We start from the raw sequence: 16,301 nt of genomic DNA, 5'->3' as shown, positions 1-16,301 counted from the left end.
TTAAATAAAGATCGGTTGTTGGGTCAAACCAGACATTTCATCAAATCCTGCTAGAATGTTGGCATTTTGAACGGCCTGTCCGGCAGCACCTTTTTGCATATTATCGATGACCGAAACGATGGTAACGCGCCCTGTCCGTTCATCCTTATAGACGGTCAAATCACAGTGGTTGCTACCCACGACGGACTTAATCTCCGGATCGCTGTGTTGTACACGTATAAACGGTTCCGTTGCATACTGTTCCGTCAACCAGGATCGCCATTCTGCTTCTGATTGATCAAGGAACGGCTGGACCGTCATGATCGCCATGATGCCTCGATTGATCGGTAATAATTGCGTCGAGAACGTGATCGGATACGATGAACCGGTCCATTCCAAAAGTGCCTGTTCAATTTCTGGAATATGTTGGTGTTGATTTACTTTATATAAACGAACGTTTTCACTGGAATGGACATGATGAGTCTGTGTTGTCAACGTCTTTCCTGCTCCCGTTAGACCAGAAGATGCTTGGATGATGATTTGAGAGGGATCGATTTTTTTCTCTTTTACGAATGGTGCTAGTCCAAGAAGGACCGCTGTCGCATAACAACCGGGATTCGCAATCCATCTGCTCGTTTTGATTGCTTGACGATTCCATTCCGGTAAACCATACGTCGCTTTTTGTTGTAACTGGGCATCAATTGGTTCCTTATCATACCAAGCTTCATACGATTCAGACGGTAGTCGTAAATCACCACTTAAATCGATAACGTAACCGGACCAATTTTGAAGTTGTTCTAAGTATTGTTTCGAGACTCCACTCGGTGTCGCTAAGAACACTATGTCTGTCTCTGTTTCCGTTAAATGTTCTACGGAAAAGGAAGATAATAATGAATACGTTTTTTTATTCATGAATGGGAATAACTCATTCATCGATTGTCCTGCCATCGAATCACTCATCAAACAAACGATTTCAAATGAAGGATGTGCTTCTAATAGCCTTAATAGTTCAATTCCGGTGTATCCTGTTACTCCGATGATGGTACATTTCATAACTGTACGCTCCCCTTCAAAGAATGTTATACCGATTTAAACATATGTATATTTATACTGTCAATTGAATTTTTATTAGTTTTTATGCAAAAAAGAAGCGTTGAAGTGATTGTCTTCTATAAGACAGCCCCTTCAACACTTCTTTTATATCCACTCATTTAACGCTTTTCAGCACGTTGTGCTACGAGATGATCGATCCCAAATACGCCTGCACCCATGATCGCAACGACTACCACAAAAATCATTGTAAACATATGTATCCTCCTCATCGTTCACAAAAATGTCATCTGATACTTCCTATTGTGCAAGATTTAAAGAAAAAAAGAAAGCGTTTACGACAAAAAATCGTCACATTTATACTCTTTTCTAATTCATTGGCGAATCTCTTATAGTTGACGCCAACGTTATTATTCGTTAAGATTACGTTTGTTCATTGCTTTCATGCATAAAAGCGTGTTAGCAACAGAGGACTATCATCTATCCATATTCTTTTAAGGAGGTGGAAGCATGCGCATGTCATTCCGTGAATCCGCAGCTATCCTAGGAATCAGCATCATCATCTTATTGTCCGCGTTATTCGGTGCTAAAGCCGAACCGCATCTTGCCATCTTATCCAGTCTTATTTTCGTCTCAGGATATGCTGTTTATCGTGGATTTAAGTTCGAAGACGTTGAACATCATATGATTCAAGGTATTCGGGAAGCGATTAAACCAATCTTAATCATGTTACTCGTCGGCATAACGATCGCAGTCTGGATGATGAGTGGCGCAGTGCCGACCCTTCTTCATTTTGGTTTATCCACTCTTTCGGCGACTTGGTTCGCACCGAGCGCCCTTCTCATTGCGATGGTCGTTTCGACCTTTACAGGCAGTTCATTTACGACGATCGGTACGGTTGGTGTTGCCTTAATGGGAATCGCAATCGCGTTAGGTGTCAATCCCGCACTTGCAGCAGGTGCTATCATCAGTGGCGCATGTTTTGGAGATAAGATGTCACCTTTGTCAGATACGACGAACTTTGCACCGGGAATCGTCAACGTTACCGTATTTGATCATATTCGTTTCATGATGGGAACGACGATTCCTGCCATCACGATCACATTTATTTTGTTCTTCATCTTTGGACGTAGCAGTGGCACGGTCGATTCGACTGTTGTGAAAACGACACAAGAGGAATTAGCCCGCTTGTTCCATCTATCACCATGGACGCTACTTTCTCCTTTACTTGTCATGGTTCTAGCATTGCGTAAGATGCCGGTCATCCCGACACTTGTAGCTGGTGTCTTAAGTGGTCTATTGTTAACAGGTCTCGTTCAAGGAAATTGGGACGTTTCAAATTGGATGGCCGTCATTCAAAACGGTTTAAAACTAGAATCTTCTAGTAAAACCGTCGCAGCAATCATCAGTAAGGGTGGCTTGCAATCAATGATGTGGTCCGTTTCGCTCGTCATGCTCGCACTCGCTTTCGGTGGTGTTTTACGCGGCATCGGTGTCATCGATGTCATCATTGAACGGACCGTTTCACGACTCAAACGCGATGGAAGTATCATCTCTGCTGTTGCCTTATCTTCCATCGGTGTCAACGTGATGGCTGGAGAACAGTACTTGTCGATTTTATTGCCAGGACAAGCATTTAAACGGGTTTTTGAAGAACGTCACATTGATCCACGTTTCCTTTCTCGTTCACTAGAGGATGGAGGAACACTCGTCAATCCACTCATTCCGTGGGGAGTTTCCGGAGCATTCTTCGCTTCAACACTAGGTGTTCCGGTAACGGAATACATCCCGTTCGCATTCTTTTTACTTCTTTCACCATTGTTTACGTTCTTACTTGCTTTTCTTCGTCCGACTAAAGTCCAAACGAAACAGTCCCTCGCTTCTTAAGTCTATTTCATATTAGAGGTCCGATATGACATATCGGATCTTTTTTTCTGCCACTATCGCTTTTATTTCCAGTTAATTACGTCCGAATTACGACGAAAACGGCTTGGAATCACGTTTTTTTAAAGAATTATGTGTAAAGATGAAACGAACTGGGAATATACCAAACATAAGAATAAAATTTACAGAGAATGATAGAGAAAGAGTACGTTCCTGTTCGATCGAGGAACGACTTCGATGTAATTGTGGGAGGAGTTAATATGATCAAACGTGGTACGCTGGAGCGACTTGATGGTAAATATGCCGTTCTACTGTGGGAAAATGGTTCAAGCTTCATTCCACGACGTTATTTACCACCTGAAGCAAGATTAGGCGATACAATTATTTTTGACGGTACGACTTATACGTTAGATGTCAGCAATTCATCACCCTCTTCCTTTCAAACGTTTTCGTTTCGGCAAATGGGCTGATGATCGATAAAAAGCCATTCGGTATCATGCATCGACTATAGAGAAAAATTTCTCTCATCAGTCCTTCATGAAACGAATGGCTTTTTCGCTTTAACGACGAACATATAGGGAATGGTGACTACACGACGGACAAGGGTACTGATGGACATCAGATATTTCGATTCGTTCTAATATTGTTTGATCGTTTGGACACACATACTGTGGCTGTACGACATCCAATTGCAAAAATAAAGCACACCAAAATCGATTTGAAAACTGGTGACATGTTGGACAATGATATAAGTCTAATTGGTACGGTACCCAATCATCCGCTACTTCTGCTTGATGTAGCTGATAGTATTGGATTAAACGAAAACGATTCCAGTCGTCCACATACGTCCGCTGTAAGACCGGTTCATGCATCGACGGTACGAACCAAAGCGGCAGACCTGTCATGAACGCTTCAACTCCTTGCGTCAAGACAGCAGGAAACGTCGGCCACCCATCTAGTTGACCGAGTTGAAATGTTTGTTGAAAGGAGCAGTTGTCGCATAGGAGTTCCATTGTCATCCTCCTGTTCGTTTCACCATCTCTTTTAACATCTGTTCCGTCACAGGACCGACATGTTTTGCAAGAATCGTTCCTTTACGATCTAATACATAGGTTGCGGGCATTGCTACGAGACGATAGGCGTCTTCTGAATTTCCTGTTCGATCATACAACACGGAATATTCAACAGGTGTCTGCTTCAGAAAATCGGCAACATCTGAAACACGCCTCTCCGATGTCGTGACGTTGATGCCATAAACAGGTATATTCGTATGTCGTGCAAAGGCATTTAGTTCTGGAATTTCTTGTTTGCAAGGTGGACACCACGTCGCCCAAAAATTAATAACAAAGACATCATGATTAATTTCGTCTAGATCGATTGTTTTTCCTTCTTGACGCAAGGATAGATTCGGGGCTTTCATCCCTACCTCTAGACCACCTTGTGATGCTTGTTTTTGTTGTTGTTCTACTTTCTTTTGCTTCGCATCGTATGTTTGATAACCTTGATAGGCAATGCCGATGATAGCGATCGCTAGGATCAGATAGATCAACATTTTTTTCACATCTAATCCCCTCCTTCTTCGTTAAGTGTAGCAGACTTCCTCTTTTCGACCGTCTTCTTTTATCAACAAAAAAGCGAACTCTTCTGTTTTGTAAACAGAAAAGAGTTCGCCTCATTTTATTTAGATACGCTCTTTAAATGATTAGTTAAAACGTGGTAATTGTTTTTTGACTTGACGGTTATCTTTGACGCTACCGACTGCCTCGGTTCCGCCTAAGGCCTCATTCAAGGATGTCTTCCCTTCCTTGACTTCTAGACGTCGATTGAATACTGACCGATTATCAACGGAAGCAACGAGAATCGATGCGACATCTGTTTCCGAAATCGTTGCATCCTTTGTATCTTTCAAATCTTCATCTGCCTCAATCAAACCGCGCCCTTCACCAGTCGTGATGGCAACGGGACAAATGATCGTATACGTCAAACCGCTATGTTCAATCTGCTCTTCAGCCGCATTCTTAGCAGCATAGAACGGATAGACATCCTTTTTAAATTGCTCAGGTCGATCTGCACCGTACGCACTTAATAGTACGAAATGACGTATACGCGCTTTTTTAGCTGCATCGATCGTTTTTAAGGCAACTGTCCGATCCAGCAGTTCAATTTCCGTTGCTTCGCCGTCTACTCCTGCGGTCGCCGCACAAATGACTGCATCCTGTCCTGCGACTCCATGTTCAATGACTTTTTCGAGTTCTGTTTCAATATCGACGTAATGTGCCTTGACACCGAGTTTTTCGAATCGTTCCACCAGATGTTCGTGACGAACGATGACCGTGACCTGATGACCCTTGGCAAGCGATTTGACGACGCGCGCTCCAATCGTACCGGATGCACCTACAACTAGTACTTTCATATGGGGGGTCCCTCCTCGATAAGTTAGTCACCTTCGTGGAATGTCATGATGTCATGTCCAAAAATCGTTACTTTCGGAGATGACCTAACACGATCCACCAAAGGAGCAACGTACATCAATTTATACCCGCAATGACCGGAAGGAAACCCCTCCCCTTTAGTTCTTCAAGGTACCATAAAACGTCGTATCGAGACGATCACGTAGTTCTTGCAGTGCCTTCTCATTCGGTAAGTCATAGAAAATACCATTCAATCGCTGACTGACGGCTTCAATTTCATAGTGTTTCCGTTCTGACATCAAGGCGATCGATAAACCTGCTGTTGCCATCTCACGAACACTTAAATCGAGGTTCATCTCTTCTTTCATATACGTGTGCGCTGCCGGAATTTTCGACCATCCAGTTGGCTTCAACAAGTCCGTCGCGACGGCTTGGATGACTTCCGACTGACGATTTGCGCGTGCCCCGTCATTGTCCGTTTTACGGTGTCTCGAATAGGCAAGTGCCATTGCACCATCCATATGGTATTCCTTTCCTTTCTGGAATGAATACTGATTTGCTTTCCCACTTGCATCCTGCTCGGAGAACGTTCCTGTCGATACAAGATCGATTCCGCCGATTTGATCAACTAATCCGATGAAACTATCGAAGGAGATAACGATCTTCCCATCGATGTCTTCATCGAGTAGACCAGAAACGGCATCTTGTGTACATTCTTCTCCACCGAAGGCAAAAGCATGTGTGATTTTATCTTTCTTTCCATTCTCACAGGAGATCGGTGTATACGTGTCCCGAGGAATCGATGTCAACTGAATCGTTCGAGAAAGTGGAATGAATTGCATAACCGACAGGGAGTCTGAACGTGACCCGCGTAACGATTCTCCAGGTCGTGCGTCACTACCGATCAACAAAAACGTGAAGGGTTGGGAGGCAAAAAGAACGAATGCGATGAGCAACAGCAAAAACAATCCAAGAAGCTTTCGTTTAAAACGACGTTTTTTCTTGATTTTTTTAGGATAGGCTTCTTTTGAAGATACGTCAGTTTTTTTTTGCACGGATTGCTCTGATCGCCCAGTCTTTCTCGAACGTCTCGAGCGTTCTTGATTAGAAAACAATCGCGAGCCTGCGCTCCCGATCATCTGTACGACCTGTTTCAGTACGCTGTTTTTAGAACGACGCGATGTACTTTTTTGGTCCCGTCGTTGCTCTTCAACATATCGATGGTACGTTTCTGTTCCCTGCTGTCCCTTAAGTGGTTCATGAGCAATCGACTCTTCCGACGAAAATGCCTCTTCTTTTGCTTGCTCTTCTAGTTCTAAGCGTCGTCGCTCCAAGCGGGAGCGCTGTGGTTGATGTTCTGCCATTCAGATACCTCCGTATCAATCTTTTGCGATTTGTTTCTCTTTCAAGAATTCGCGGAGATACGTCCGTTTCGGTTCGTGCATCGAGGCAGCCATCTGTTTGACCCACCCTTCTGTCCGTTGACCACCGGTCCGTTCTCCGTAATACGATGACGTCGACTCTTCGTATTGTGCCAGTAAGTCACGCATCGTATCGTCATCAGTATACGTATTCCGGTGGAAGACCGCATCCATCGGAAGGCGGGGTTTTTTACCAGGTTGCTGATCCGCAAGACCGACTGCGACTCCGAATAATGGTACGACGTGATCAGGAAGTTGTAAGAGCTCGCTGACACGACGGGCATCATTACGCAGTGAACCGATATAGACTGTTCCATATCCGAGCGACTCGGCAGCTACGACTAAATTTTGAGCAGCGAGTCCCGCATCAACAGCCCCCACAACAAGTGCTTCTGTCGTCTCGATCGTCCGATTTACATCCCCCCCTGCTAGTTCTGCTGCTAACATGTGTTTGTGGTAATCCATACAAAATACAAAGAAATAACTATTTTCTGCCACGTATTGTTGACCACTTGCAACGTCGACTAGTTGTCGTTTCAATTCTTCATCTTCGACACCGATAATCGCATAGGCTTGCTGATAAGAAGATGTCGATGCAGCCTGCGCTGCTTTAACAAGTGTCTCGATTGTCTTTTCGTCTAATTGATGTTGTTTGAATTTCCGGATTGACCGGTGGTTGAGTAAATGTTGAATGGTTTCATTCATGAGTAATTGTCCCCTTCTGTAATGAGTCTTCTTATTTAAGATAGTCGTCTCTGACTAAAAAGCGCAAATGAAGAGGTTCGGTTTATGAAAAAAGCGGGAAATGAATAGTGTTGTACTGTGCTTTTTTGGCGAAGGAGGTCGATCATGAGAATACGGAAACTACGTCTTTTATTGGAACAGTATGGCGATACGACCCTTCGCGATATCATCGTCGAAATCTATCGTCAACTTCCGAGACAAGTCATCGAAGAGAAAGAGTTTGACGCCATGTTGACACAGTTCGTGAAGTATAAGGATTTGCAAAAAGAACAGGAACAACCGACCGTCGAACAAACCATCGCACAGACAGATCGGTTCATCCAATTGGCGTACGACTTACAGTACCTTGAGCCAAACCCAATCGTACCGCTTCGCGAACAAAAGAATTGGTATATTACCGCAAAACGTTTGCTGAAGCATTTACGCCATTATGCACATCGCAAAAATGGAACCCAGATTGCCTTTGAGGAGTTTTTCTTTCTTCTTTCGTCAGCTGCCGGAGAAGAACCTTTATTTTTAAGTAACGATCCTTTTCGACTATTAAAAGTCTCACAAGTCGATTTTTTTCAAGAATTAGTCGGTTATTATAAAAATGATAGTCATGGCATCGAGTGGATGGAACGCGCGCTCTATACTGCCTTGAAAGTTCCAATGGACGTTGATACCGAACGCAGTGATCTTTTACTTGCCGTACTTGCCCACTGTGAGACAGCAGAACACCAAGAAGCCTATATCAATTGCTTGAACGTGCATGCAAAAAAACTACAGTCACATGTCCGAATCGATGCAGATGCTTTATCCACTTATCAAGAAATTCGCTTTGCAGAGTTGCATGCCCTGATTTCACTACGAGCCTTAGAACGAGCGGAGACAATGCTGTTCACAGAATATATTCCTTACTTTTCGCATCGTTCGACTCCTTTTCGTTATTATCTCGACCTCCTCGAGCGCGCTGGACTAGAACAAGAGCATGATCGTATGGAGCGCGTCGGACGTAAAAAACGTATTCATTTTTAAGGTCCTTCTCTTCCTAACCACTCATACTATACAAAAAAGCAAGTGACGGACAGCGTCACTTGCTTTTTGTATTCTCGTGGCTCAGAGCAGATTCATCTCAATCAGAAGCATTAACGATTCCAAGTCCAACCGTTGCCAGTAAAGCAATACAGGCAAATAAAAATGCCATATCGTTTGGTGAATCGAATCCTTCATAAATTGGTTCTTTTCGATCAACGATGATATGGTCTTCCGTTCCATAATTACCATACGTCGTCGAACTACTCACGCCCGGTTCATCGTAATCACGTGCTTCTACTGTCAATGTATCCGCACTGATTAGAAATCCTGATAACCCAATGATGATCCAAAAATACTTCATGATATTTTTGCCTCGATTCTTTCTTATCTTCAGGAATCCGTCTACTTTTTATTTGAAACAAAAGATATAAATACCTTTTATTTCCTGTAAAATAAAAGTGAGATGCAACCATCTTCACTTTCTTAAAGGAGGAATTTAATTTGCCTATCGTGTATTACGGTCAATTGTCTCATGTTCAAAGACGACACGTCCATCAACTTCTACATTCTCATCAACAGCCGTATGATATTTCATTTTTTCAGCCTCTTGAAGAGTGTCAATGGATTTACCTCGAGTCTGGTCAGATCCAGGCGACACTTGGCTATCATGTCGTACATGATGTCGTTCGTTTAACGAACGGAGCTTTTCATGATATTCAAGCCTTCCGTCGTCTCGCCATTTCATTACACACACATGCCCTTCGGCAAGGGTGTCGACAAATTCACGTACAAGTTTCTCCACCACATGACCTTTCTGTAACCTCGATTTGGAAAGAGCTTGGCTACAGTTTATATGCCGAACAATTTCGTTTGATCGGATTATCAGACGGACAACCTGCCACATTGCGTTTGAAAGCTGTTCATGAACGCAATCAAGATACGTATCTGGCTCTTCGTAACGATGCCCTCAAAGGATCCACCCACTTCTTCCCTCACAGTGTTGCTGATTTAGAAAAGTTAATCAGGCGAAAAGCTGTTCCTTATTTAGTCTATGATAAGCAATTGATCGTCGGTACACTCTTATTTCAAAAACTCGGTCCGAACATTCGTCTTCTTGAAATCACCTGTCTACCTGGGCTGAGACGTCAAGGCTACGGAAGTCGCATACTCCATACGTTTCAGGAAAAACTACGACGTTCGAACATTCAAACGTTTGAAGTCTTTTTTCTTTCAACACAGCAAGACGTATTACGACTATATCGTCCCACGATGTTTTGCGATATCCAGTTAACCTCTTATTGGCATACATTTAGTACAGATCATCCCCCGTTAATCGTTTAACCGATCGACGACCTCTCTGTATTCAGGTAACACATACTCCGCATCCATTTTTCTAAAATCAACGTGCCCCACGTCACGAAGCACCAGACCCATCCCGAATAACTGTTCGATATAGACGTCTCCCATTGTCATAGCAAGTCCAGGGTGATGGTTATGGAAAGCAAGCAAGGCATCCTTACAGATTTCAGATGCAACAGGCTCTTGCATCACACGTTTTAATAAAGATGGAAAGAGCGTCGTTTGCCGTCCAATCAACGCATAGAATGGAAAGTAATGTTTCGCATAAACGAACGTCGGAAGATAGGCATTTGCCTCAATTGTTTTGAACAACAACGGTGAAGTCGGGCGCTGTAATCGTTCTGCTAGCCCAACGGTCGCTTTGCATTCGCTCAGCTGATCCAGCACTCGAATCGTCAATTCTTCTTCGATATCAAGTAATAAGACGAGATCAAGCAGATTTAATTCATGCGTCTCCATGAATTGATCACTGCGTTGAAGATGCATTGTGTAGGTAACGTCCAATTTTGTAGCGACAAGTGTCCATAGCTCTGGATGACGCGCCGCATAAAGACCTACAGGAAAGTGAAGCGGCTGCCGGACGATGGAGCGATGACCCTCAAGTGTGTAGACTTGATTGACGTCAAGACCATGCGCTAATAGCATCTCGAGTAACTGCTGACGATTTTGACACGCGACAAGCGTTTGGAACAGACGATCGATTTCGCTGAACGGTTGTTTCATCTCCAGTGCTAGTTCTAAATGAGCAGGTGAATCCTGCTCTAGCGATCGTTTAATGAATTGTAAGGCACGTTGTTCCGCATCGTTCAGTTGAGCAACGTGCGTCCGAAACATCTCAACGTCAAGTTCCCGAAAGGCTTGCAACGCCGGAGCAATTGATTGATTTTTCGTAAAGGGTTTCCACATGATTCCCTCGACCTCCTCATTCCAGTATCTCTTCGTAGTGTACGCAATATCCGATCGTCTTAAAAGCAAAAAATGGAGGATCTTCCGTTGTTTCCGGAAGATCCTCCATTTTTTTATTTTTCCCCGACTTTTAGATGAGCATTTCGAAAGACGTCATCGTGCTTCCCTGTCTTTTCAACACTTGTTCCGACAGATCCATAATATTCGATTTCATCCTTTGGTTGGATGAATTCGTATATGATGGCAGGCTCGCCACGAAGGCGGACGTGTATGATTTGCCGATGCTGTAAAGAAAAGGAGGCATGCACTTCAAGAAAGGAGGAAGCCGATAAATCATGTTGTCGCTCTAAAATCGTCATCAATTCTTGCTCAGAATCACGGTAATTCCCTTGCAATTGAGCATACGAAATACCGACTCCTAAAGAGAGGATACCGATTAAACTAAGCGCGCAAATGACCAGCACTTTCTTCATGACTGATCCACCTCCGAGAAAAGTTCATTCTACTTATTCATCGGTTTATCCTTCGACGACGTGAAGTCTTTTTTAGAATCCTTTGCGTAAAACTGCATATCTACATGTGGAATATCATCCTCTAAATAAGGTTCGGATACAGTTTCGAAACCAAATGACCCGTAAAACCCTTCTAAGTGCGCTTGCGCTTGTAAGTAGATCGTAGCTTTTTCCTGCAAATAATCCATCGCTTTCTCCATCATTTGTTTTGCCAATCCAACTGATCGGTGAGTACTATGAACGGCAACCCGGCCAATCGCTAATCCTTTTGTCGGATGGTTGTATATCCGAAGACATCCAACGATTTGACCGCTTTCGTTACGTACGATCAGGTGTGTGGCTTGTTGATCTTGATCATCTAGTTCCGGATATGCACACTCCTGCTCAACGACGAAAATATCCATTCGTAATTTCAACAATGCATATAACGTATCGGGTGTCATGTGATGAAAAGACTCAAATGCGAATACGTACATAAAAACTCTCCTCTTTAGTTACGACAAAGTCGTGATAATTGTCCAGCATAGATCGTGACCGGGATGTCTTTAAAAATCGTATCTTTTTCCCAGTTCAGACCGTTTGCGCGAGCGACATTTTGAGAAGAACGATTATCGGGATGAATGATCGAGATGATTCGATCATGCCCTCGATTAAACGCTTCCATCATTAGTCGTTTCGCTGCTTCACGACCATAACCGACTTTCCAGTGCTTCGGTTCGAGCCAATAACCGACTTCTAATTCTTCTTTTCCATCCACTTCCTGCATCAATAATCCAGCGAAACCGATTGGTTCATTCGTTTCTTTTTTGAATAACAGCAAAAAACCAGTTTGTCGTTCATCCGAGTATCGTTCCAATTGTCGATCGAACCATTCTCGTGCCTCATCTTCACTCAGAGCAACGCCACCATTGATATAGCGCATGACTTGCTCATTTTGAACAAGTGACTTGTAAAAGCTGAAATCCGCTTCTTCGAATGGTCGCATCCATAATCGTTCACTTTCCATCCTCATCGCCTCCTTCTATATGTTTCTTTTCCCGAGTTCTTTTCCCTTCATTCCTCTTCCCTATTATTCTACCTGTGCGATGTTTTTCATTACTAATCGATGACATTCACTCCCTAGTGCTTGCAATTCCCGGCATAAGTCGGTATTTTGGGAACAGTATGTTGAACAACGACTGCACAATTAATGTTAAAATATATTTTGAGCGCATAAGCGCTGGATAGGAATTTATGAAAAGGACTGAGACCATGATGACTGAACAAGTAATGACAGGGCTATATGAAGGCATTTCAAAAGAATCTGTACTGATCAATGAACCTTTAAAATATCATACGTATACAAAAATGGGAGGAATCGCTGATCTCTTCATCATCCCAACGTCTTATGAAGAAACGGCTTTTGTCGTAAGATATGCTTACGAACGAGGCATCCCTTTGACATTGCTCGGGAACGGATCGAATCTCGTCGTACGTGATGGCGGTATTCGCGGTATCGTTCTTTCGTTTGAAAAGTTAACCGACATTTCGGTCGAAGGACATGAACTCGTCGCTCAAAGTGGCGCAGCAATCATCGAGGCGTCTCGTGTTGCGTATGCGCATCAACTGAGTGGTCTTGAATTCGCTTGCGGGATTCCGGGAACGATTGGTGGCGCGTTGATCATGAATGCAGGCGCCTACGGTGGAGAAGTCAAAGATTGCCTTCATAGCGCCACTGTTTTGACACGACAAGGGGATCTGTTGAACATTTCGCATGATGAACTCGAACTGGGATACCGGACGAGTTGTTTCTCAAAGAAAGAATACATCATTCTCGAAGGACGATTTGCTTTGACGGAGGGTGATCCAGCATTGATCAAGGAAGTCATGGATGATCTAACGCATAAACGAGAAACAAAGCAGCCTCTCGAATATCCTTCTTGTGGTAGTGTCTTCAAACGTCCAGAAGGCTATTTTGCGGGTAAATTGATTCAAGATAGTGAACTCCAAGGAACACGCATCGGTGGTGCTGAAGTATCAAAGAAACACGCCGGTTTTATCGTCAACGTCGAAAACGCATCAGCATCTGACTACATTGCACTCATTCGCCATGTACAAGAAACCGTCCAAGAAAAATTCGGTATTTTACTTGAGACAGAAGTAAAAATCATTGGGGAAGAAGCATGATAATAATCTAATTAGAAAAGGTGAGCCCAGTATTCGGACTCACCTTTTTATTCGTTTAGATCGACCAGTTTCCGTCACGCATGACTGATTCACGCGTCCCGTCCGCAAGTTCTCCCTCAATTGATAGATCCGCGGATCCAATCATGAAGTCGACATGCGTCATCGAGTCGTTCGCACCTTGTGCTTCTAGTTCTTCCGCTGAAAGACTGGGACCATTTTCAAGACACGTCGAGTACGCACGACCAATTGCTAAGTGGCACGAAGCATTCTCATCAAACAACGTATTGTAGAATAAAATACCTGAATCAGAAATCGGAGAACGATGTGGTACGAGCGCGACTTCTCCGAGATACCGGGCACCTTCATCGAGGGAAATTAAATCATCCAATGCTTCTTGCCCCTGTTTCGCTTCCGCTTTGATGATTTTTCCGTCCTCGAACCAAAGAGTAAATTCATCAATCAAGTTACCACTGTAGCTGAGTGGTTTCGTACTCGAGACATGACCGTTAACACCTGTCTTCTTCGGTAATGTGAACACTTCTTCAGTCGGCAGATTCGCGATAAAATCAACACCATCTGCATTCGGACCACCGCCACCTAACCAAACGTGACGTTCTGGTAATTCAATTGATAACTCTGTTCCTGGCGCTTTATAATGCAATGTTTTGTATTTCTTCTCTGTCAGGAATTTCGCTTTTGAACGCAGATTATGATCATGATCCGCCCATGCAGCAACCGGATCCGCTTGATCAGCACGTGTTGCCTTCAAAATAGCTGCCCACAGTTTCTCAATCGGTTCCTCTGCATCAGGGAATACTTTCTTCGCCCAGCTTTCAGAAGGTGCTGCTACGACACACCAGCTGACATTGTCACTCATGACGAACTTTCGCCAATTGGCGAGAGCAATACCAGCTGCTTTATTCGCACGCGCGATTCGACTTGAATCAACACCATTTAATAAATCTGGATCTTCGCTGACGACCGATAAGAATGCTGTTTTTTCTTCTGCAAGCTGATCGTAACGTGCTTTTAACCAATCCGGAAATGTATCAAACGAGTCTTCTGGTGCATCAAAATAACGGATTTTCGTCATCTCATCATCTGACCATTGTACATATACTTGCGTAGCACCTACTTCATATGCTACACGTGTGATTTCGCGAACAAGTGGTAAATTCTCGATTCCCGCTCGCACCTCAAGTTGTTGTCCTGGCTGTAGATTGATCCCGGTACGCACTGCTAAAGACGCGTACTGTTGTAATTCTGCTTGTGTCGGCATTATGTAATCCCCTTTCTTGTATCTTTATTTTCACGAAATAGTTGCAATTTTGCAAGAAATAAGGCGAAACTAGAAAGAGAAGAGAAGGAGGCATCATCATGGAATTCACACCCGGAGATTTTAAATCAGCTTATACGTATTTTCACCGACAGGCACTCGATCTCGTCGGTGATGAAAAAGCACAACAAGAATTGTTGATTCGAGCAGAAATTGGACTCGCACATCTGACACAGGATATCGCGTCTACGGAAAGTTCTGATATCGAACGCGAGGCAGAACTCGTCCTTTATTTCCAATTAAAACAACTACTCGAAATGCTTCGTGCCCTCTATCAGAAAAAATTCGAGATGCATGCAGAGCAAGAACAATTATTGCTAACGGCAGTTCTGTACTTTACGTCTCCTGTTGACGCCTTACCGGACGATAACGTCCTCGGACTCTTTGATGACGCACAAATCGTCGAGACGATTTACGAAGAACTCGCCGCAGATGTTGATCGCTTTCAACATATGGAATGAATAAAAAAGCAGCTGTCGCGACAGCTGCTTTTTCATTATGCATTTTGTTTAGAAGCGATATGAACCGGTGCCGTAGATTGACGTGATTCATCTATTTCTAGTTTTTCTTTATTCAACCACGTATAAATCATTCCCATGAAGACTGCTCCACCGATGATATTCCCAGCTAAAGCCGGTAACAGATTGTGCATGGCTCCTGCAAACGTAATCGTATCCGGATGTGGTACGATTAATGCGATAGAGAACAATGCCATATTTGCGATGACATGATCAAATCCTGATGCGAAGAAGACTGCGACAAGTACCATCATCATCATGATCTGCGCTAACTCATTCTTCATGTTCTTCGGAATGAAGATCGCTAAACAGACCATCCAGTTACAGAAGATCGCCCGAGTAAAGATTTCCCACGTCGAATGATGAATTTTTGTTTCCGATACAGCAAACAGCCAATTGTTCATTCCAAGTTCTTGTAAGATGCCTGTTTGAGAGAAGAGGAATGCGAATGCTAATCCTCCAAGCCCATTTCCGATCAGACAAACCAGCCAGACCTTCATCGTATCCATATTCGTTGTATAGCCGCGCATCGTTGCCGTCGTGAAATACATCGTATTCCCTGTAAACAGTTCTGCACCGCCATAGACGATCAAGACGAGTGCCACTCCGAACGTCAATCCACCGACAAGTGTTGCGACAGGTGATTCTGCCATATACAGCCCGTTAATTGCTTTTAAGGTAAAAATGATTGCAAATCCAATGAATATCCCCGCTAACATGGCACGAACTAAGTATTCGAGAGGACGCAGTTGTAGCATACGCGTCGACTTGATTGCTTTATTCCGTAATCCTTCTAATGCTTCTACCTCGTTCATTGTAGAAACCTCTCTTTCTTTTGTTCAACACTTCACAATGTTTGTTCATTTATTATGATACTTCCATCTTAAGAGATGTTCAAGTCTTGAATAGACCTGTTTTATCGTTTTCATAAAAGAACGAGATGTAAACGATATCATTGTGTCGAGATTGTGAAAAATGCCTTTTCTTGCTTTATACAA

General features: G+C 43.4%; 19 protein-coding genes. 6 read left to right on the top strand and 13 right to left on the bottom strand.

Going from position 1 to position 16,301, the window contains the following annotated elements:
- Positions 1-1,032, bottom strand: a complete 1,032-nt coding sequence (gene argC / locus VJ374_RS03035; RefSeq protein WP_290775359.1) for an N-acetyl-gamma-glutamyl-phosphate reductase — start codon at positions 1,030-1,032, stop codon at positions 1-3.
- A gap of 507 nt (positions 1,033-1,539) precedes the next feature.
- Here argC and nhaC point away from each other — a divergent pair.
- Together nhaC and VJ374_RS03025 are read left to right on the top strand one after the other, a co-directional pair.
- Positions 1,540-2,916, top strand: a complete 1,377-nt coding sequence (gene nhaC, locus VJ374_RS03030; protein ID WP_329470119.1) for a Na+/H+ antiporter NhaC — start codon at positions 1,540-1,542, stop codon at positions 2,914-2,916.
- A 257-nt stretch (positions 2,917-3,173) separates the two neighbouring features.
- A complete protein-coding gene (locus VJ374_RS03025) occupies positions 3,174-3,383 on the top strand; it encodes a DUF3006 domain-containing protein (protein ID WP_023467214.1) in 210 nt (69 codons plus the stop codon).
- A gap of 90 nt (positions 3,384-3,473) precedes the next feature.
- Here the strand turns inward: VJ374_RS03025 and VJ374_RS03020 are convergent, their stop codons facing one another.
- The 5 genes from VJ374_RS03020 to nfsA all read right to left on the bottom strand — a co-directional run bounded on the left by VJ374_RS03020 (position 3,474) and on the right by nfsA (position 7,450).
- A complete protein-coding gene (locus VJ374_RS03020; RefSeq protein WP_035412539.1) occupies positions 3,474-3,926 on the bottom strand; it encodes a hypothetical protein in 453 nt (150 codons plus the stop codon).
- A gap of 2 nt (positions 3,927-3,928) precedes the next feature.
- The gene (locus tag VJ374_RS03015; protein ID WP_231496927.1) at positions 3,929-4,465 is read right to left on the bottom strand and encodes a TlpA family protein disulfide reductase; all 537 of its coding nucleotides are present in this window, start codon (positions 4,463-4,465) and stop codon (positions 3,929-3,931) included.
- 150 nt (positions 4,466-4,615) lie between these two features.
- Entirely contained in the window at positions 4,616-5,326 is a 711-nt protein-coding gene (locus VJ374_RS03010) for an NAD(P)H-binding protein (protein WP_329470116.1), read from the bottom strand.
- Between the two features lie 156 nt (positions 5,327-5,482).
- A complete protein-coding gene (locus VJ374_RS03005; RefSeq protein WP_329470114.1) occupies positions 5,483-6,688 on the bottom strand; it encodes an LCP family protein in 1,206 nt (401 codons plus the stop codon).
- A 15-nt stretch (positions 6,689-6,703) separates the two neighbouring features.
- Positions 6,704-7,450, bottom strand: a complete 747-nt coding sequence (gene nfsA / locus VJ374_RS03000; RefSeq protein WP_329470112.1) for an oxygen-insensitive NADPH nitroreductase — start codon at positions 7,448-7,450, stop codon at positions 6,704-6,706.
- Positions 7,451-7,594: 144 nt separating this feature from the next.
- Between nfsA and VJ374_RS02995 the strand changes: the two genes are divergently transcribed.
- Entirely contained in the window at positions 7,595-8,506 is a 912-nt protein-coding gene (locus VJ374_RS02995; RefSeq protein WP_329470110.1) for a hypothetical protein, read from the top strand.
- 97 nt (positions 8,507-8,603) lie between these two features.
- Here the strand turns inward: VJ374_RS02995 and VJ374_RS02990 are convergent, their stop codons facing one another.
- Positions 8,604-8,867, bottom strand: coding sequence for a hypothetical protein (locus VJ374_RS02990; RefSeq protein WP_035412522.1), 264 nt, complete (start codon positions 8,865-8,867; stop codon positions 8,604-8,606).
- A gap of 149 nt (positions 8,868-9,016) precedes the next feature.
- On the opposite strand from VJ374_RS02990, the gene VJ374_RS02985 reads away from it, so the two are divergent.
- Complete coding sequence (locus tag VJ374_RS02985) at positions 9,017-9,847, top strand: GNAT family N-acetyltransferase (RefSeq protein ID WP_329471010.1); 831 nt, start codon at positions 9,017-9,019, stop codon at positions 9,845-9,847.
- Here VJ374_RS02985 and VJ374_RS02980 read toward each other — a convergent pair.
- From VJ374_RS02980 to VJ374_RS02965, 4 genes are all read right to left on the bottom strand, one after another.
- Positions 9,836-10,771 carry a hypothetical protein gene (locus tag VJ374_RS02980; RefSeq protein WP_035412518.1) on the bottom strand — a complete coding sequence of 312 codons (936 nt, stop codon included), beginning with the start codon at positions 10,769-10,771 and terminating at the stop codon, positions 9,836-9,838. The two genes, VJ374_RS02985 and VJ374_RS02980, sit on opposite strands and share 12 nt — an antisense overlap.
- Positions 10,772-10,884: 113 nt before the next feature.
- Positions 10,885-11,244 carry a hypothetical protein gene (locus VJ374_RS02975; protein ID WP_329470108.1) on the bottom strand — a complete coding sequence of 120 codons (360 nt, stop codon included), beginning with the start codon at positions 11,242-11,244 and terminating at the stop codon, positions 10,885-10,887.
- A 29-nt stretch (positions 11,245-11,273) separates the two neighbouring features.
- Complete coding sequence (locus VJ374_RS02970; RefSeq protein ID WP_329470107.1) at positions 11,274-11,759, bottom strand: GNAT family N-acetyltransferase; 486 nt, start codon at positions 11,757-11,759, stop codon at positions 11,274-11,276.
- Between the two features lie 14 nt (positions 11,760-11,773).
- Positions 11,774-12,289 carry a GNAT family N-acetyltransferase gene (locus tag VJ374_RS02965; RefSeq protein WP_035412512.1) on the bottom strand — a complete coding sequence of 172 codons (516 nt, stop codon included), beginning with the start codon at positions 12,287-12,289 and terminating at the stop codon, positions 11,774-11,776.
- A gap of 245 nt (positions 12,290-12,534) precedes the next feature.
- Between VJ374_RS02965 and murB the strand changes: the two genes are divergently transcribed.
- Positions 12,535-13,449, top strand: coding sequence for a UDP-N-acetylmuramate dehydrogenase (gene murB / locus VJ374_RS02960; RefSeq protein WP_214856439.1), 915 nt, complete (start codon positions 12,535-12,537; stop codon positions 13,447-13,449).
- A 55-nt stretch (positions 13,450-13,504) separates the two neighbouring features.
- On the opposite strand, the gene VJ374_RS02955 is transcribed toward murB, so the two are convergent.
- The gene (locus tag VJ374_RS02955) at positions 13,505-14,728 is read right to left on the bottom strand and encodes an aminopeptidase (RefSeq protein WP_329470105.1); all 1,224 of its coding nucleotides are present in this window, start codon (positions 14,726-14,728) and stop codon (positions 13,505-13,507) included.
- Positions 14,729-14,826: 98 nt separating this feature from the next.
- Here VJ374_RS02955 and VJ374_RS02950 point away from each other — a divergent pair, with 98 nt between their 5' ends.
- Positions 14,827-15,246, top strand: a complete 420-nt coding sequence (locus VJ374_RS02950) for a YkvA family protein (RefSeq protein WP_035412504.1) — start codon at positions 14,827-14,829, stop codon at positions 15,244-15,246.
- Positions 15,247-15,281: 35 nt separating this feature from the next.
- On the opposite strand, the gene VJ374_RS02945 is transcribed toward VJ374_RS02950, so the two are convergent.
- The gene (locus tag VJ374_RS02945) at positions 15,282-16,118 is read right to left on the bottom strand and encodes a formate/nitrite transporter family protein (protein ID WP_329470103.1); all 837 of its coding nucleotides are present in this window, start codon (positions 16,116-16,118) and stop codon (positions 15,282-15,284) included.
- Positions 16,119-16,301: the final 183 nt, after the last annotated feature.

This window comes from Exiguobacterium sp. 9-2, from assembly GCF_036287235.1.
GTDB lineage: Bacteria > Bacillota > Bacilli > Exiguobacteriales > Exiguobacteriaceae > Exiguobacterium_A.
This window is presented reverse-complemented; position numbering and strand designations above follow the sequence as displayed.

What these genes read in the sequence shown, in the direction of transcription:
- argC (WP_290775359.1), bottom strand. Translation starts at nt 1,032, where the DNA reads ATGAAATGTACCATCATCGGAGTAACAGGATACACCGGAATTGAACTA.
- nhaC (WP_329470119.1), top strand. Translation starts at nt 1,540, where the DNA reads ATGCGCATGTCATTCCGTGAATCCGCAGCTATCCTAGGAATCAGCATC.
- VJ374_RS03025 (WP_023467214.1), top strand. Translation starts at nt 3,174, where the DNA reads ATGATCAAACGTGGTACGCTGGAGCGACTTGATGGTAAATATGCCGTT.
- VJ374_RS03020 (WP_035412539.1), bottom strand. Translation starts at nt 3,926, where the DNA reads ATGGAACTCCTATGCGACAACTGCTCCTTTCAACAAACATTTCAACTC.
- VJ374_RS03015 (WP_231496927.1), bottom strand. Translation starts at nt 4,465, where the DNA reads ATGTTGATCTATCTGATCCTAGCGATCGCTATCATCGGCATTGCCTAT.
- VJ374_RS03010 (WP_329470116.1), bottom strand. Translation starts at nt 5,326, where the DNA reads ATGAAAGTACTAGTTGTAGGTGCATCCGGTACGATTGGAGCGCGCGTC.
- VJ374_RS03005 (WP_329470114.1), bottom strand. Translation starts at nt 6,688, where the DNA reads ATGGCAGAACATCAACCACAGCGCTCCCGCTTGGAGCGACGACGCTTA.
- nfsA (WP_329470112.1), bottom strand. Translation starts at nt 7,450, where the DNA reads ATGAATGAAACCATTCAACATTTACTCAACCACCGGTCAATCCGGAAA.
- VJ374_RS02995 (WP_329470110.1), top strand. Translation starts at nt 7,595, where the DNA reads ATGAGAATACGGAAACTACGTCTTTTATTGGAACAGTATGGCGATACG.
- VJ374_RS02990 (WP_035412522.1), bottom strand. Translation starts at nt 8,867, where the DNA reads ATGAAGTATTTTTGGATCATCATTGGGTTATCAGGATTTCTAATCAGT.
- VJ374_RS02980 (WP_035412518.1), bottom strand. Translation starts at nt 10,771, where the DNA reads ATGTGGAAACCCTTTACGAAAAATCAATCAATTGCTCCGGCGTTGCAA.
- VJ374_RS02975 (WP_329470108.1), bottom strand. Translation starts at nt 11,244, where the DNA reads ATGAAGAAAGTGCTGGTCATTTGCGCGCTTAGTTTAATCGGTATCCTC.
- VJ374_RS02970 (WP_329470107.1), bottom strand. Translation starts at nt 11,759, where the DNA reads ATGTACGTATTCGCATTTGAGTCTTTTCATCACATGACACCCGATACG.
- VJ374_RS02965 (WP_035412512.1), bottom strand. Translation starts at nt 12,289, where the DNA reads ATGGAAAGTGAACGATTATGGATGCGACCATTCGAAGAAGCGGATTTC.
- murB (WP_214856439.1), top strand. Translation starts at nt 12,535, where the DNA reads ATGATGACTGAACAAGTAATGACAGGGCTATATGAAGGCATTTCAAAA.
- VJ374_RS02955 (WP_329470105.1), bottom strand. Translation starts at nt 14,728, where the DNA reads ATGCCGACACAAGCAGAATTACAACAGTACGCGTCTTTAGCAGTGCGT.
- VJ374_RS02950 (WP_035412504.1), top strand. Translation starts at nt 14,827, where the DNA reads ATGGAATTCACACCCGGAGATTTTAAATCAGCTTATACGTATTTTCAC.
- VJ374_RS02945 (WP_329470103.1), bottom strand. Translation starts at nt 16,118, where the DNA reads ATGAACGAGGTAGAAGCATTAGAAGGATTACGGAATAAAGCAATCAAG.